General features: G+C 65.5%; 13 protein-coding genes. 4 read left to right on the forward strand and 9 right to left on the reverse strand.

The genetic code is table 11. The features are described from left to right. Positions 1 to 143: 143 nt before the first annotated feature. From ABIA40_RS21860 to ABIA40_RS21870, 3 genes are all read left to right on the forward strand, one after another. Positions 144 to 1,358, forward strand: coding sequence for an ABC transporter substrate-binding protein (locus ABIA40_RS21860; protein WP_404543209.1), 1,215 nt, complete (start codon positions 144 to 146; stop codon positions 1,356 to 1,358). 7 nt (positions 1,359 to 1,365) lie between these two features. Further along, the gene (locus ABIA40_RS21865) at positions 1,366 to 3,099 is read left to right on the forward strand and encodes an FAD-dependent oxidoreductase (protein WP_404543210.1); all 1,734 of its coding nucleotides are present in this window, start codon (positions 1,366 to 1,368) and stop codon (positions 3,097 to 3,099) included. Between the two features lie 77 nt (positions 3,100 to 3,176). After that, the gene (locus ABIA40_RS21870) at positions 3,177 to 3,971 is read left to right on the forward strand and encodes an IclR family transcriptional regulator (protein WP_404543211.1); all 795 of its coding nucleotides are present in this window, start codon (positions 3,177 to 3,179) and stop codon (positions 3,969 to 3,971) included. Positions 3,972 to 4,139: 168 nt separating this feature from the next. On the opposite strand, the gene ABIA40_RS21875 is transcribed toward ABIA40_RS21870, so the two are convergent. The 4 genes from ABIA40_RS21875 to ABIA40_RS21890 all read right to left on the reverse strand — a co-directional run bounded on the left by ABIA40_RS21875 (position 4,140) and on the right by ABIA40_RS21890 (position 8,743). After that, positions 4,140 to 4,919, reverse strand: a complete 780-nt coding sequence (locus tag ABIA40_RS21875; protein WP_404543213.1) for an SDR family NAD(P)-dependent oxidoreductase — start codon at positions 4,917 to 4,919, stop codon at positions 4,140 to 4,142. A gap of 139 nt (positions 4,920 to 5,058) precedes the next feature. Next, positions 5,059 to 5,802, reverse strand: a complete 744-nt coding sequence (locus tag ABIA40_RS21880; protein WP_275508584.1) for an aspartate/glutamate racemase family protein — start codon at positions 5,800 to 5,802, stop codon at positions 5,059 to 5,061. 9 nt (positions 5,803 to 5,811) lie between these two features. Further along, positions 5,812 to 7,077 (reverse strand): NAD(P)/FAD-dependent oxidoreductase, encoded by a 1,266-nt coding sequence (locus ABIA40_RS21885; protein ID WP_404543215.1) that lies wholly within the window; start codon positions 7,075 to 7,077, stop codon positions 5,812 to 5,814. 4 nt (positions 7,078 to 7,081) lie between these two features. Then, positions 7,082 to 8,743 (reverse strand): thiamine pyrophosphate-binding protein, encoded by a 1,662-nt coding sequence (locus tag ABIA40_RS21890; protein ID WP_404543217.1) that lies wholly within the window; start codon positions 8,741 to 8,743, stop codon positions 7,082 to 7,084. Positions 8,744 to 8,956: 213 nt separating this feature from the next. On the opposite strand from ABIA40_RS21890, the gene ABIA40_RS21895 reads away from it, so the two are divergent. Then, a complete protein-coding gene (locus tag ABIA40_RS21895; RefSeq protein ID WP_404546301.1) occupies positions 8,957 to 9,646 on the forward strand; it encodes an aspartate/glutamate racemase family protein in 690 nt (229 codons plus the stop codon). Between the two features lie 31 nt (positions 9,647 to 9,677). Here ABIA40_RS21895 and ABIA40_RS21900 read toward each other — a convergent pair whose 3' ends face one another. The 5 genes from ABIA40_RS21900 to ABIA40_RS21920 all read right to left on the reverse strand — a co-directional run bounded on the left by ABIA40_RS21900 (position 9,678) and on the right by ABIA40_RS21920 (position 14,448). Continuing rightward, complete coding sequence (locus ABIA40_RS21900; protein WP_036042384.1) at positions 9,678 to 10,463, reverse strand: ABC transporter permease; 786 nt, start codon at positions 10,461 to 10,463, stop codon at positions 9,678 to 9,680. Then, a complete protein-coding gene (locus ABIA40_RS21905) occupies positions 10,460 to 11,272 on the reverse strand; it encodes an ABC transporter permease (RefSeq protein WP_198399642.1) in 813 nt (270 codons plus the stop codon). Before ABIA40_RS21905 ends, ABIA40_RS21900 begins: the two co-directional genes overlap by 4 nt. Before the next feature lie 68 nt (positions 11,273 to 11,340). Then, positions 11,341 to 12,387 carry an ABC transporter substrate-binding protein gene (locus ABIA40_RS21910; RefSeq protein WP_275497092.1) on the reverse strand — a complete coding sequence of 349 codons (1,047 nt, stop codon included), beginning with the start codon at positions 12,385 to 12,387 and terminating at the stop codon, positions 11,341 to 11,343. Positions 12,388 to 12,409: 22 nt separating this feature from the next. Further along, positions 12,410 to 13,717: an FAD-binding oxidoreductase gene (locus ABIA40_RS21915; protein WP_275497093.1), complete on the reverse strand. Its 1,308-nt coding sequence runs from the start codon at positions 13,715 to 13,717 to the stop codon at positions 12,410 to 12,412. A 14-nt stretch (positions 13,718 to 13,731) separates the two neighbouring features. Further along, positions 13,732 to 14,448: an HAD family hydrolase gene (locus tag ABIA40_RS21920; protein WP_404543220.1), complete on the reverse strand. Its 717-nt coding sequence runs from the start codon at positions 14,446 to 14,448 to the stop codon at positions 13,732 to 13,734. Between the last annotated feature and the right edge of the window lie 36 nt (positions 14,449 to 14,484).

Below are 14,484 nucleotides of genomic sequence, written 5' to 3' on the forward strand. Positions count from 1 at the left end.
GAGCGCTCCTTACCAGCATCACCCGGCGATCGTGGAACCCACCCGGCACCATAGTTCGCCATTGACAAATTCATTCGCCATTATCTAATTTACCTCCACAACGACCCCGTCGCACCAAGCGGCCAAAAAGAGAGGAAACGACAATGAGAGGGCTCCTGGCCTGCACCATGCTCGCGGCCATGACTTCGGCGGTCATGACATCGGCGGCGACCGCGCAAGTATCCGACGACGCGGTGCGGATCGGCGTGCTGACGGACCTGTCGAGCTGGGGCCGCGACAACTCTGGGCCGGGCTCGGTCGAGGCCGCCAAGATGGCCGTGGAGGAATTCGGGCCGACCGTGCTCGGCAAGCCGATCGAGATCATCAGCGCCGACCACCAGATGAAGACCGACGTCGGTGTTCAGATCGTCCGCGGCTGGTTCGACAACGGCAAGGTCGATGCGGTCGTCGACATCCCCAATTCCGGCATCGCCATCGCCGTGCACAACATGGTGCGCGAGCGCGGCAAAGTCGCCCTGCTCTCCGGCCCCGGCGCGAGCTCGCTGACCGACGAGCTGTGCAGCCCGAACACCGTGCATTTCACCTACGACACCTATGCGCTGTCGAAGGTGACGGCCTCCGCCGTGATCCGGGAAGGCGGAAAATCCTGGTACTTCATCACCGCGGATTATGCTTTCGGCCATCAACTCGAGAAGGACGCCACGCGCTTCATCAACGAGATGGGCGGCAAGGTGCTCGGCGGCGTCAAGCATCCGACCAACACCGCCGATTTCTCCTCCTTCGCGCTGCAGGCGCAGAGCTCGAAATCCGACGTGGTCGCCTTCGCCAATGCCGGCCAGGACACCGACAACGCCATCAAGCAATCCGGCGAATTCGGCCTGGTCCAGGGCGGCCAGAAGCTGGTCGGCCTCTTGATGTTCGACACCGACGTGCACGCCATCGGCCTGAAGGCCGCGCAGGGCACCTATATGACCACGGCGTCTTACTGGGCCATGGACGAGGCCACCCGCGCCTGGTCGAAGAAGTTCTACGAGCGCACCAAGGTGATGCCGACCATGATCCAGACCGGCGTCTACGGCGCGGTGCTGCACTATCTCAAGGCGATCAAGGCGGCCGGCACCGACGATTCCGCCAAGGTGATGGCGAAGATGCGCGAGCTGCCGATCGAGGATATCTTCGTCCATGGCGGCAAGTTGCGCGAGGACGGCCGTGTCATCCGCGACATGTATCTCGCCAAGGTGAAAACCCCCGCGCAGTCCAAGGAGCCGTGGGATTATCTGGACATCGTCAAGACCGTGAAGGGCGATGACGCCTTCCGCCCGGTCTCCGAATCCAAGTGTCCGCTCCTGAAGAAGTGAGGCCGATATGGCTGGCAACGAGCATGGCGCCACGGAGACCTACGAGTGCGACGTGCTCGTGGCCGGATCGGGATGCTCCGGCATGTCGGCCGCGATCACTGCGCGTTATCGCGGCCTCGACGTGCTGATCGTCGAGAAGGAGCCGCGCTTCGGCGGCACCACGGCCCGCTCCGGCGGCTGGCTGTGGATCCCCGGCACGTCGCTGGCTAAGGCGTACGGCATCGAAGAGACGCCGGAGCAGGCCCGCACGTATTTGCGGCATGAGGCCGGCAACAATTACGACGCGGCACGCGTCGATGCCTTCCTCAGCGCCGGTCCTGAAGCGGTCGATTTCTTCACCACCAAGACCGCGTTGCGCTTCGACATGCCGCTGGTGTTTCCCGATTACCACGCCGAAGCGCCCGGCGGCGCCCAGGGCGGCCGCTCCATGGTGACGCGCCCGTTCGACGGCCGCGAGCTCGGCGATCTCATCAAATCGCTCGGCATGCCGCTGCCCGAGCTCACCGTGTTCGGCATGATGCTCGGAAGCGGCAAGGAGATCATCCACTTCATGCGCGTGACGAAGTCGCTGACCTCGGCGGCCTATGTCGCGAAGCGCCTGTCGCGGCATGTCGTGGACGTGCTGCGCTACGGCCGCGGCATGACGCTCACCAACGGCAATGCGCTCGCCGGGCGCCTCGCAAAGTCAGCGCTCGACCTCAAGATTCCGATGTGGCTGTCTTCGCCCGTGCGCGAGCTGACGGTCGAGAACGGCGCGGTCACCGGCGCCATCGTCTCGCGCGGGGGACGTGAGGTGCGTGTCCGCGCCCGACAAGGCGTCGTGCTCGCCTGCGGCGGTTTTCCGCATGACGTCGAGCGGCGCAAGAAGATGTTCCCGCACGCGCCGACCGGCGTTGAGCATTATTCGCCCGGGCCTACGGGCAACACCGGCGACGGCCTGCGCCTTGCCGAAGGCGCCGGCGGCCGCATCGAGGATCGCCTGCCGAACGCGGCGGCCTGGGTGCCGGTCTCGCTGACCACACGCAAGGACGGCTCCAAGGGCGTGATGCCGCACTTCATCGATCGCGCCAAGCCCGGCGTGATCGCGGTGATGCGCGACGGCAGGCGCTTTGCCAATGAGGGCAATTCCTATCACGACTTCGTCCAGGCCATGATCAAGGCGGCCAAGCCCGGCGAGGAGATCGCCGCATTTCTCGTCTGCGATCACAAGACGCTGCGCAAATACGGCCTCGGCTGCGTGCCGCCCTTCCCGATGCCCCTCAGTCATCATTTGAAGACCGGCTATCTCATGCGCGGCGACACGCTGGAAGCGCTGGCGGCGAAAGCCGGCATCGACTCCGAGGCGTTCGCCGAGACGGTCAGGCAGTTCAATGCGACGGCGCCGCTCGGACACGACGCCGCCTTCGGCAAGGGCTCGAAGGCCTATAACCGCTACCAGGGCGATGCGCTGCACGGCCCCAACCCCTGCGTGGCGCCGATCGAGAACGGACCGTTCTACGCCATCAAGATGGTGATCGGCGATCTCGGCACCTATGCCGGCATCGTCACCGACGCGAACGCACGGGCGCTCGACGCCGAGGGCCGGGTGATTCCCGGTCTCTATGCCGCCGGCAACGACATGGCGAGCATCATGGGCGGCAATTATCCGGGCGCCGGCATCACGCTTGGGCCGGCACTGACCTTCGGCTACATTGCCGGCAGGCATCTTGCCGACAGCGCCGCCAAGCGCGACGCGGCGTAGAGCATGATCCGGAAAAGTGTGCAGCGGTTTTCCGAAGAGATCATGCTCAAGCAACGACCCAGGCGCATCGGAGGCGCATGAAGAGAGAGAGCCGCGGTATCCAGTCGATCGAGGTCGGCGGCGAATTGCTTCGCGCGCTCGCCCGCAGCGGCGAGCCGATGATGCTGCGCGATCTCGCCCGCGAGGCCGGCATGACGCCGGCCAAGGCGCATCCCTACCTCGCCAGCTTCTCCCGCATCGGCCTGATCGAGCAGGACGAGAGCACCGGCCGTTACGAGATCGGCGCGCTGGCGCTGGAGCTCGGCCTGATCAGCCTGCGCCGCCTCTCCGGCGTGCGCATCGCGCGTCCCAAGATCGCGGGCCTCGCGAGCCAGATCGGCCACGCCGTCTCGCTCGCGGTCTGGGGCACGCACGGTCCAACCGTGGTGCAGCTCGAAGAGCCGGCCCAGCCGGTGCACATCGTGATGCGCGTCGGCTCGGTGATGGCGCTGCTGGAGACCGCGACCGGCCGCGCGTTTGCGGCGTTCCTGCCGGAGAAGACGATCTGCGCCGCGCTCGATAGCGGCCTCGACCGCCATGGCGTCGGCTACAACCCGAAGCGCGCCGTGAAGGGGGCGAAGGTCGCCGACATGCTCGCCGAGGTGCGCAAGCACGGCCTTGCCCGTGCGCTCGGCGATCCCCTGCCCGGCGTCAACGCGTTCGCAGCGCCCGTGTTCGATCATTCCGGCCACGTCGCGCTGGTCGTCACCGCGATGGGCCCAGAAGGCACTTTTGATGCCCGCTGGGACAGCCCGATCGCGCACGCGCTGCGCGACTGCGCGGGGGGCATTTCGAAGCGGCTGGGTTACGGGTTGACGGTCGCGGCGGAGTGATAAGGAATACTCCTCGCCTCACGACGACTGTCATTCCCCGCGAAAGCGGGGAATCCAGTACGCCGCGGCGGATGCGGCGGGAGCGAGATCTTCAACGCCGGCCTCTGGAATACTGGATCGCCCGCCTTCGCGGGCGATGACAGCCAGTGTGGGGCGACTTTCCCAGCCCTACTTCTCCTTCACCGGCACCGTGTAGTTCAGGACGAGCCTTCCGCCATCCGGATAGATCGTCTGTCCGGTGATGTAGGAGGCATCGTCGCTGGCGAGGAACGCCACGACCGAGGCCACCTCGCTCGGCTCGCCGCCGCGGCCCGCCGGCGTGCGCGACAGCACGGTCTTGCGCGCGTCCTCGGACGTGTAGATCGCGGAGGCCACCATGTCGGTTAAGATCGTGCCCGGTCCGACCGCGACGACGCGGATGTTGTGCGGAGCGAGCGCGACGGCGGCAACCGAGGTCAGCTGCTTCATGCCGCCCTTCGACATCGCGTAGGTCGCAAGCGAAGGGATCGCCAGCAGCGCGTTCACCGAGGACATGTTGATGACGACCCCGCCGCCGCCTTGGGCGATCATTTGCCTCGCCGCCGCCTGCACGCCGAAGAAGGCGCCCTTCAGATTGATGCCGATGATTTCGTCGAATTCCTCTTCGGTGATGTCGAGGATGTCGCGGTTGCGGGCGACGCCGGCATTGTTGACCATGATGTCGAGCCGGCCGAACTCCTTCACCGCGGTCGCGACCAGCTGATCGACATCAGCACGCTTGGCGACATTGCCGACGACAGTGCGCAGCGCATCCGGCCGGCCGAGCTCGGCGGCCGTGGCGGCGAGCCCATCGGCATCGACGTCGGAGATGACGACCTTGACGCCGTCGTCCAAAAACCTCTTCGCGCAGGCCTTGCCGATGCCGCGCGCCGCGCCGGTGATGGCGGCGACCTTGCCGGATAGTTTCATGGGTTCACTCCTGGACTAAAGCGCGATGAGATGAGGACGAATCGTCATCGCGCTTTGGGTTATTGTTTGAGCATGATCTTGTCGGAAAACCGCTGCGCACTTTTCCGGATCATGCTTAGTGACGATCTCACGGACGCATTCACGCAAAGACGCGCGGGCGCAGCCCGGCATGAAACCAGGTGATCATGGAATAGATGTCGTAGACGGGCAATCCGACCTCAGCCTGAAGCGCGGCGGCATAAGGCGGCATGTTGGTGCATTCGAGCACGATGGCGCCGACATCCGGATGCTTGGCGACGAGCTCCTTGCCGGCCTCGACCACGTCGCGCTCGGCTTGTGCGATGTCCATGTCGTCCTTCTCGGCCTTGATCAGGACACGGAAGAACTCCTTGCCGTTCTCGGTGCCGACCAGCGGCGTGTCGAGCGGCACGCCGGCCCCTTCGAGATGGGCCGGCGTCAGGGTCGAGCCCGACACCGTGACGAGGCCGACACGCTTGCCCGGTGGTAGGGTCGCCTGCACCCACGGCACCTGCATCAGCGAGGAGGTCGCGACGGGAACGCCGACGGAAGCCGCGATCTCCTTCTGGAACAGCGAGAGGAAGCCGCAATTGGTGGTGATGGCCTCCGCCCCGAGCCGCACCAGATCCTTGGCAGCATCGATGAAGTCGGGCAAGAGGCCGGCCGCGCCCTTCAGCACCACCTTTTCCGGCGAGGCGCCGCTCACCACGCGATAGAGCACCGGGAATGGCCAGGTCGTGCCGTTGCCCATGTCGCCGGGAATGCGGGGAAAGCGCGCCTCCAGCATCAGAATGCCGAGCGGCGCGCCGTAGATGGCCTTGCCGCCACGGGCGATGCGGGAGGACGAGCTGGCTGAGGTGGTCATGGTGCGCTCTCAGAGGAAACGATCGGGCGCGAACGGCGCGAGTGGAATCTCCGGCGCCTTGCCGCTCACGAGCTGGGCGACCAGACGGCCGGTGCGGGCCGAGCCGACCAGGCCGACATGGCCGTGGCCGAAAGCATAGACGATGTCGCGAGAGGCGCGCGCATAGCCGATACAGGGACGTCCGTCCGGCATGCTCGGCCGATGGCCGAACCAGGTCTTGACGCGCGAGGCCGGAATGTCCTTCGGCAGTTTCGGGAACATGCTGACGAGGTGGTTGCGCAGAATCTCGGCGCGCTTCCAGTTCGGCGCGGCCTCGAGGCCGGCGATCTCGACCGTCCCCGCTGCACGCAGGCCCTTGTTGGTCCAGTTCACCACCAGCTTGGCGTCGGAGGCCATCATCGAGCTGCGCGGACCTGCTTCCGGATTCTCGATCATGACATGATAGCCGCGCTCGGTCTCGAGCGGGAGGGGATCGCCGACCGATGCGGTGAGCTGCTTCGAGCGGGCGCCGGCCGCGACCACCGCGGCATCACAAGCAATCTCGCCGGTCTCGGTAACGACAGCCACGAGCCTGCCGCCGCTGAGCTTCAGCCCGGTCGCCTTGGCGCGCACGTGCTTCGCGCCGCTCGCAATCGCATGATTGGCGAGGGCTGCAACGTAAGCGCCGGGATCGCGGCAGCGCCCGGCCTCCTCCACCACGACGCCAAAGGTGTAGCGCGGATGCAGATCCGGCTCGCGCTGGCGCATCTCGTCGGCATTGAGCTCCAGCCATTCGACGCCGACCTTCTTGCGCAGGCGCCAGCCGAGATCATTGTCGAAATTGCCGCGCGAGGTGAACACGTGCATCACGCCGTTGCGCTCGATCAGCTCGGGGACGCCGGCTTCTTCCGCGAGCTTCCTGTGCAGCAGAGGCGCGTCCTTCAGGAGGTCGCGCAGCGCGAACGCCGTGGTCTCGACCCGCGCCGCGGTCCAGCCCGAGAGCAGATACTTGATCAGCCAGGGCAACGCCTTCGGCAAGTAAGACCAGCGGATCGCGAGCGGGCCGAGCGGGTCCAGGAGATAGCCCGGCACCTTCTTCCAGACGCCCGGCTCCGCCGGCGGGATCACCGAATGCGACGACAGCCAGCCGGCATTGCCGTAGCTCGCCGCCTGTTCGCCGCCGGGCTCGCCGGGATCGATCAGCGTCACGCGATGGCCCTCGCGCAGCGCCTCGATCGCGCTGATCACGCCGACCGCGCCGGCTCCGATGATGGCGACGTGGCGGCCGTCCGGCATCGCCCTAAGCCTTCACTGCGGGCGTAAAATCCTTGCCGACCGAGATCGCCCTGGGATCGATGATGCAATGGAGAATCGACGGCTTGCCCGAAGCGAGCGCGCGCTCGAACGCGGGTGCGAACTCCTCGGTCCGCTCGACGCGCTCGCCATGGCCGCCGAACGCCTTGGCATACATCGCAAAGTCCGGGTTCTTGAGCTGGGTGCCGACGACGCGGCCGGGATAATCGCGCTCCTGGTGCATGCGGATGGTGCCGTATTGCGAATTGTCGATGATGATGACGATCAGCGGCGCGTCGTACTGCACGGCGGTTGCGAATTCCTGGCCGTTCATCAGGAAGCAGCCGTCGCCCGCAAACGCGACCACGACGCGATCCGGATATTGCCGCTTGGCCAGCACGCCCGCCGGCACGCCGTAACCCATCGAGCCTGAGGTCGGCGCGAGCTGCGCGGCAAAGCTGTGGAAGCGGTGATGGCGATGGATCCAGCCGGCATAATTGCCGGCGCCGTTGCAGACGATCGCGTCCTTTGGCAGGCGGTCGCGCAGCCAAGTCATCACCTCGCCGTACTGGAACCTGCCCGGCAGCTCGCGCGCCTTCCCGGTCCAGGCCAGATAATCGGCATGCGCCTTCGCGGCCTCGCCCTTCCAGGCCACCGCGCCTGAAGGTTTTAGCGTCTCGACGGCGGCGGCGAAGGCGGCCGGCGTCGCCTGGATCGCCAGTTCAGGCTGATAGATGCGGCCGAGCTCTTCGGAGCCCGGATGCACATGGATCAGCTTCTGCTTCGGATTGGGAATGTCGAGCAGCGTATAGGACGACGATGGCATCTCCGACATGCGGCCGCCGATCAGCAGGACGACGTCGGCATTGTCGATGCGCGCCTTCAGGCCCGGGCTCGGCCCGATGCCGAGGTCGCCGGCATAATGCGAATGATCGGCATCGATCAGCGAGGCCCGGCGGAACGAGGTCGCGACCGGCAGGTCGAACCGTTCGGCGAACCGCGCGATGCTCTTGGCCGCCTCATCGGTCCAGCGCGAGCCGCCGAGAATGACGAGTGGCGCCCTGGCGCCGGCCAGCATGGCGCCGAGCTTTTCGATATCGGCAGGCGCCGGCCAGCTCACGGCGGGCTCGATGCGCATGGCATCGGCAACGGCCGCGGTCTCGGTCAGCATGTTCTCCGGCAGCGCGATCACCACGGGACCGGGGCGGCCCTGCATGGCGATTCGGAAGGCGCGCGCGACCAGCTCCGGAATGCGGTCGGGGCGATCGATCTCGACCGCCCATTTCGCCATCGAGCCGAACACCGCCTTGTAGTCGAGCTCCTGGAACGCCTCGCGCTCGCGCATGCCGGTGTCGACCTGGCCGACGAACAGGATCATCGGCGTCGAATCCTGCATCGCGATGTGAACGCCGTGGCTGGCATTGGTGGCACCGGGGCCGCGGGTGACGAAGCAGACGCCCGGCCGCCCCGTGAGCTTGCCATAGGCCTCCGCCATCATCGCCGCACCGCCTTCGGCGCGGCAGATCACGACGTCGATCGGGCTGTCATGCAGCGCATCGAGCGCCGCCAGATAGCTCTCGCCCGGCACGCAGGTGACGCGCTCGACGCCTTGGGCGACGAGCTGATCGATCAGGATCTGGCCCCCGGTGCGGGTGTTGCGAATGGTCATGTCGGCTCCCTCAAGACTTCGGCGATACGCACGTGTTCGGGAACTGGCCTAAGACAGGCCGAGAGCGTGCGCAAGGTCGAAAGGCTTCTCGCAGCCTGCGCGGGCGTCATGCCCGTCCCTGCCGTTTGCACTACAGGCCCTACCGCGGCCATGATGGCGAGGTTCGGCATCTTCGTCTACGATCCCTCTGAATCACTGTTCGGGAGCACCGGAATGCAAACCATTGGCCTGATCGGCGGCATGAGCTGGGAGAGCACCGCGCTTTACTACAAGCTCATCAACGAGCGGGTCCGCGACCGCATCGGCAAGCTGCATTCGGCCCCGCTTCTGATGTACTCCTACGATTTCGAGGAGATCAAGCAGATGCAATACGCCGGCCGCTGGCAGGAGGCGGCGGCGAGCCTGGCGGAGGTCGCGCGGCTGCTCGAAAGTGCCGGCGCGCGGGCGATCGTGTTGTGCACGAACACGATGCATAAATTGGCGCCCGAGATCATATCCAGCGTGAGCGTTCCGTTCATCCACATCGGCGATGCGACGGCCGAGCGGATCCGGGGCAAGGGATATCGGCGCGTCGGGTTGCTCGGCACCAGGTTCACGATGGAGGAAGACTTCTACATCGACCGGTTGCGCGCGCACGGTCTCGACGTCTTGGTTCCTCCCGCGGACGAGCGCGCTGAGGTGAACCGCATCATCTACGACGAGCTGTGCCTCGGGCACGTCGCCGCGCCCTCGCGCCAGCGCTACCAGGAGGTGATGGCGGCGCTCGTCGCCGGCGGCGCCGAGTGCATCATCCTCGGCTGCACCGAGATCACCATGCTGGTCGGCCCGGACGACACCTCGGTCGAGACGTTCGACACCACCGCCATTCACGCGGAAACGGCCGCCGATTTCGCCATCGGGTGAATCGATCTCGTCAATTTCAGCCCCGCTATCCTCACCCGCTTCGCTTCTGCCGCGCGCTCGCCAGCAGCACCAGCATGAATGAGGCCGCCGTCATCAAGGTCGAGATCGCGGCGATGGTCGGATCGATCTCGTCGCGCAGCGCGGTGAACATGCGCTTGGTCAACGGCTGATACTGGCCACCGGAAATGAACAGCGCGACGATGGTCTCGTCCATCGCCGAGATGAAGGCGAAGATTCCGCCCGCAACCACGCTGGACTTGATCTGCGGCAGCGTCACCGCGAAGAAGCTGCGCAGGCGGTTCATGCCGAGGCTGCGCGCCACCATCTCCTGCGCGGGATCGAAACTCTGCAGGCCCGCGAGCACCGAGATGACGACATAGGGCAGGCCCAGCATCACGTTGGCCAGCACGAGGCCGGGCATGGTCGCGACCAGACCGACCTTGGCATAGACGAAGAAGATGCCGACGGCGGTGATGATGATCGGCACCACCAGCGGCAACAGCAGCGCCAAGTGGATCAGCCTCATGATGCGCAGCTTCGACTGGCTGATGGCATAGGCGGCGGCCACCCCGAACGGGGTCGCGATCACGACGGTGAGGAGGGCGACCGTCAACGTCACCTGCGTCGCCTGCATCCAGGCGGGATTTGAGAAATATTGCTGGTACCAGCGCAGCGAAAAGGACGGCGGCGGAAAGGTCAGAAAGCGCGCGCTGGAGAACGAGATCGGCGCGATGATCAGAACGGGGAGGATCAGATAGATCAGCACCAGCGCGCTGATCACGTAGAGGGCAATCCGTGCAGGCGAAGCGCGCATCATTTCTGCCCCAACACGCGGTCGAGCGAGATGAAGCGACTTACAATGAAGAAGATCACGAGCACACTGATGAGCAGCACGACGGCGACCGCGCTGGCCGCGCCGAACTGGTTGTAGAGCTCGACATTGCGGCTCACCAGCATCGACACCATCACGGTGCGGCCGCCGCCGAGCAGCTCCGGCGTAATGTAGAAGCCGAGGCAGAGCACGAACACCATGGTGCAGCCCGCGAGCACACCCGGCAGCGACAGCGGCAGGAACACGCGGAAAAACGTCAGCGACGGGCTCGCACCCAGGCTGGCGCCGGCCTGCATGAGATCGTTCGGTATCTTCTGCATGGTGGCGTAGAGCGGCAGCACCATGAAGGGCAGCAGGATGTGCACGGTCGCAACCACCGTGCCAAAGGTGTTGTGGACCAGCGCGAGCGGCTCGGAGATCACATCGAGATAGCGCAGGAACTGGTTGATCACGCCGGTGCGCTGCAGCAGCGCCAGCCAGGCATAGGCGCGGACCAGCACGCTGGTCCAGAACGGCAGCACGACCAGCGACAGGATGAGGATGCTCCACCCTTTCGGCACCGAATTGGCGAGGTAGGCCACGGGATAGCCGAGCAGCAGCGCGATCACCGTGACCGCGAGGCTGATCTCGAAGGTCAGCGCAAAGCTGCGCCAGTAGACGTCTTCGGTGAAGACGCGGCGATAATTCTCCAGTGTGAAGCCGTCATGGTAGATCGACTGCCAGGCCAGCCAGCCGACCGGCAGCACGATCAGAGCCAGGATCACCAGCAGCGCCGGCGACACCAGTGCCAGCATCAGGCCGTGCTCACGGCGCTGATGTTTTTGGGAGGGATCTGGCACTGAAGTCGTCAACGCTGCCTCGCTCACTTCTGCATGAAGGACGCCCAGCGCTTCTCGGCGGCTTCGCCGGCCGGCGAGGACCACCAGGCGTAGGACATCAGCGCCTGCTTGGCGGCGTTGGCCGGCTCGCTCGGCAATTGCGCGGCGCGCTCGGGTTTGATCACGCCCGTCTCGAAGGCCTTGGGGTTACCCGGGCCATAGTCGATGTGCAGCGGCAGATTGGCCTGGTGCACGGGATCAACGGCCTCGTTGAGGAATTTCACCGCGGTGGCGAGATTCGGCGCGCCCTTGAGGATGCAGAGCGAGGTACTCTGCAGGATGCCCTGGTTGTAAGTGAAGGTGACCTTCGCGCCTTCCTTGGCGACCGCGCTGACGCGACCGTTCCAGGCCATCTCCATGTCGACCTCGCCGTCATTGAGCAACTGCGCCGACTGCGCGCCCGAGGTCCACCACACCGTGATGTGCGGCTTGATCTCTTCCAGCTTCTTGAAGGCGCGGTCGACGTCGAGCGGATAGAGCTTGTCGGGCGCGACGCCATCGGCCATCAGCGCCGCCTCTAACGTTGCAAACGGATGGTTGCGCAGCGCGCGGCGGCCGGGGAATTTCTTCACGTCCCAGAAATCGGCCCAGCTGTTCGGCGCGTCCTTCGGGAATTTCTTCTGGCTGTAGGCAAGTACGCTCGAATAGAACTCGTAGGACACTGAATAGGGGCTGCGATAGGCCTCCGGCATCGCCGCGCCGTTTGGAATCTTCGAGAAGTCGAGCTTCTCCATCAGCCCCTGCTCGCCGCCGCGCAGGCAGTTGCCGGTCGGGGTGTCGACGACGTCCCAGATCGGCTTGCCGCTGCCGACCTGCGTCTTGATCGCGGGCCAGGCGTCCGGAATGGAGTCCTGGTTGATGGTGATGCCGAGCTTCTTGGCGGAGGGATCGAGGATCGCCACCGTCTGCGCCTGCTGATAGGCGCCGCCCTGCGAGACGAAGGTGATCTGCTCGGCGGCATCAGCCGCGCTGGTCAATCCGATTGCGCCCAGCAGCGCGCAGCCCAGTCCAAACTTCTGCTTCATCGTCATCCTCGCCTCCTCCAAATAGATCTCACCGACCGATCGCATCGAGAAACTGGTACCATCCGGCGACCATGCGCACGGCGGGCTCCCGCAGCGGATAGAATGGAATCGCCTTCATGCGTCGTGCGTCGAGCAGGCCGACGTCGGGCGTCTCGCCGCGCGCGAAGGCGGCGAGATAGCGGCCCATCAGGCTCGACATCGCAACTCCGGCGCCGTTGTAGCCGACCGAGAAGAGCGTGCGGTCGTCGAGCCGTCCGATATGCGGGACCGAGTCCAGCGTCATCGCAACCAGCCCTGACCATTTGTATGCGAGCGGGACATCGGCGAGATCGGGGAAGATGCCGACCATCGCCTTGCGCAAGGCGTCGAACGCGGCTTGCGAATCCTGCTTGCCGAAGGCGCCGCGGCCGCCGAAGATGACGCGGTTGTCGACCATGCGGAACCAGCGCATCATGCGCTTGGTCTCGGTGTAGGTGCGCCCGGTCGGCATCAGTTTTCCCGCGAGATTGCCGGGGAGCCGCTCGGTTGCGACCATGGCGCTGCGGAACGGAATCAGCGTGCGCTGCAGATGCACTGTGGCGCCGGTCAGATCCGAATAGCTGTTGGTGGCGATGATCGCCTGTTTTGCACGCACCGCGCCTTGCGGCGTCTCGGCGACGATGCCGCCGTTCTCGTGCCGGAGCTTGACGACCGGCGACTGCGCAAAAATCGGAACGCCGCGGCTTGCAACGCCGTTTGCGAGGCCGCGCAGATAGTTCAACGGATGTATCCCGCCCGAACCGGGATTGAGCACGCCGCCGACAAAGATGTCGGAGCCGGTCTCCTCGCGCACGCCGTTCCTGTCGAGGATGCGGACCGCGCCGGAGCCCATTTCGCGCGTCATCCAGTTGGCTTCGTCGATCGCAGCCTTCAGCGTCGTCTCGTTATGCGCGGCCTTGACCTGGCCGGTGCGCGTCAAATTCGCACTGGTGATGCCGAATTCCGACACCAGTTCCTCGACCATGTCGGTCGATTCATGCGCGATCTCGTACATGCGCCGTGCCATGGCGCGCCCGTGCGCGGCATCGATCTCGCGAAACGACAGGCGGAACTTTGCCGTGATCACCCCGCCATTGCGCCCACTCGCGCCCCAGCCGGGGCGGTTCGCTTCGAGCACGACGGGGCTGAGCCCGCTCTTGGCGATGTGGTGCGCGGCGGAGAGGCCGGTGTAGCCGGCGCCGATGATCACCACATCCGCCTTTTGCTCGCCCGACAGCACGGGAAACGCGCGCGCCGGCTCCGCCGTGGCTTCCCACAGTGAATTGACCGATGGCAGCGCGCGCCAGTCCCGTGTCATGCCACAGCTCTCCGTTACGCCGCCGGCCCGATGGCCGCGTCGGCAAGCGCCTTCAATGTCGGATAATGGAAGTCCGGCTTGGTCAGCGTCTCCACCGCCGGCGTGCCGCCGAAGCCGGCGATGCCCTGGCGACGCTCGATCCAGCACACCTTGTAGCCGAGCTTCCGCGCGATCCCGATGTCATGATACTGGCTCTGCGCGACGTGCAGGATGTCGGACTGCTTGTAGCCGAAGGCCGACTGGCGGCCCTTGTTGTAGGCGAAGAATTCCGGGTTCGGTTTTGCAACGCCGGTGTCGTCGGCGCAGACGGTGTCATCGAAGGGATTACCGAGCGCATGCGCGTAGCACGACAGCGCCACGCGGTCGGCATTGGTCATCGCCACCAGGCGGAACTTCGTGCGCAGGCGCTTCAGCGCCTCGACCGAGTCCGAGAACGGCCCCCAGCGCAGCACCGAGAGCTGGAACACGTCGCAGGACGCATCATCAACCGGCAGTCCGAGCTCGGTCGCGAGATGGCGATAGACGTGGAACATCACTTCGCTCGAGCGCTCGTAATGCTTGTCGCGGCCTCGCTTATAGGGCTCGAAGATCTGGTCATCACTGAGCTCGGCCGCCTTCTTGCCTCCGATCTTGCGGACCGCTTCAAGCACGCCGGTCTCGAAATCGATCAGGGTGCCGACGACGTCGAAGGTGAGCACCTTGAAATTGCTGAACGCGGCTTGTGTCGACATATCAGTTTCTTCTCTCGGGTTGGATGAGGCTTCAGT

The organism is Bradyrhizobium sp. USDA 223 (assembly GCF_044909005.1).
Taxonomy (GTDB): Bacteria; Pseudomonadota; Alphaproteobacteria; order Rhizobiales; family Xanthobacteraceae; genus Bradyrhizobium; species Bradyrhizobium yuanmingense.

Coding starts and splice junctions, on each gene's coding strand:
- ABIA40_RS21860 (WP_404543209.1), top strand. CDS start 144: ATGAGAGGGCTCCTGGCCTGCACCATGCTCGCGGCCATGACTTCGGCG.
- ABIA40_RS21865 (WP_404543210.1), top strand. CDS start 1,366: ATGGCTGGCAACGAGCATGGCGCCACGGAGACCTACGAGTGCGACGTG.
- ABIA40_RS21870 (WP_404543211.1), top strand. CDS start 3,177: ATGAAGAGAGAGAGCCGCGGTATCCAGTCGATCGAGGTCGGCGGCGAA.
- ABIA40_RS21875 (WP_404543213.1), bottom strand. CDS start 4,919: ATGAAACTATCCGGCAAGGTCGCCGCCATCACCGGCGCGGCGCGCGGC.
- ABIA40_RS21880 (WP_275508584.1), bottom strand. CDS start 5,802: ATGACCACCTCAGCCAGCTCGTCCTCCCGCATCGCCCGTGGCGGCAAG.
- ABIA40_RS21885 (WP_404543215.1), bottom strand. CDS start 7,077: ATGCCGGACGGCCGCCACGTCGCCATCATCGGAGCCGGCGCGGTCGGC.
- ABIA40_RS21890 (WP_404543217.1), bottom strand. CDS start 8,743: ATGACCATTCGCAACACCCGCACCGGGGGCCAGATCCTGATCGATCAG.
- ABIA40_RS21895 (WP_404546301.1), top strand. CDS start 8,957: ATGCAAACCATTGGCCTGATCGGCGGCATGAGCTGGGAGAGCACCGCG.
- ABIA40_RS21900 (WP_036042384.1), bottom strand. CDS start 10,463: ATGATGCGCGCTTCGCCTGCACGGATTGCCCTCTACGTGATCAGCGCG.
- ABIA40_RS21905 (WP_198399642.1), bottom strand. CDS start 11,272: ATGCTGGCACTGGTGTCGCCGGCGCTGCTGGTGATCCTGGCTCTGATC.
- ABIA40_RS21910 (WP_275497092.1), bottom strand. CDS start 12,387: ATGACGATGAAGCAGAAGTTTGGACTGGGCTGCGCGCTGCTGGGCGCA.
- ABIA40_RS21915 (WP_275497093.1), bottom strand. CDS start 13,717: ATGACACGGGACTGGCGCGCGCTGCCATCGGTCAATTCACTGTGGGAA.
- ABIA40_RS21920 (WP_404543220.1), bottom strand. CDS start 14,448: ATGTCGACACAAGCCGCGTTCAGCAATTTCAAGGTGCTCACCTTCGAC.